The organism is Oleiphilus sp. HI0043, from assembly GCF_001634935.1.
In genome coordinates, this window is record NZ_LWEY01000357.1 from 1 (window position 1) to 582 (window position 582).

Here is a 582-nt window from a genome sequence, read left to right on the forward strand (position 1 = left end):
CTACGAGCGTTTGAGTGTTGGTATTCAGGGCTTAGGTGCTGCTGAGCGTTCATACCAGAATGCTGTTGAGTATGCATTGGATCGAATTCAGGGTAGAGCGGCAACAGGCCCGGCTCAACCTGAAAAGGCTGCTGACCCACTAATCGTGCATCCTGATATTCGCCGTATGTTGATGACTATGCGTGCTTACAATGAGGGTGGTCGTGCCTTCTCTAGCTATGTTGCGACTTTCTTGGATACAGCGAAATACTCAGATGACGCTGATGAGAAGAAGCATGCATCAGCAATGGTTGCATTGATGACGCCTATTGCAAAAGCATATTTGACTGATCGTGCTTTAGATTGTTGTATTGCTGGCCAGCAAGTATTTGGTGGTCACGGTTTCATTCGTGAGTGGGGCCAGGAGCAGTTGGTTCGTGATACGCGTATTACGCAAATCTACGAAGGTACTAATGGTATCCAATCTTTGGATTTGATGGGCCGTAAGATTGTCGCCAATGGCGGTAAGTTCTACGAACTATTTGCTTCAGAAGTCGCTTCGTTTATTCAGGTAGAGGCTGATAATGCTGACTTGGCTGAATT

1 protein-coding gene is annotated in these 582 nt (G+C 46.7%); it reads left to right on the forward strand.

Annotation, left to right across the window (positions count from 1 at the left end):
• A partial coding sequence (locus A3729_RS04930) for an acyl-CoA dehydrogenase family protein (RefSeq protein WP_255376375.1) occupies positions 1–582 on the forward strand: 582 nt, incomplete at both ends.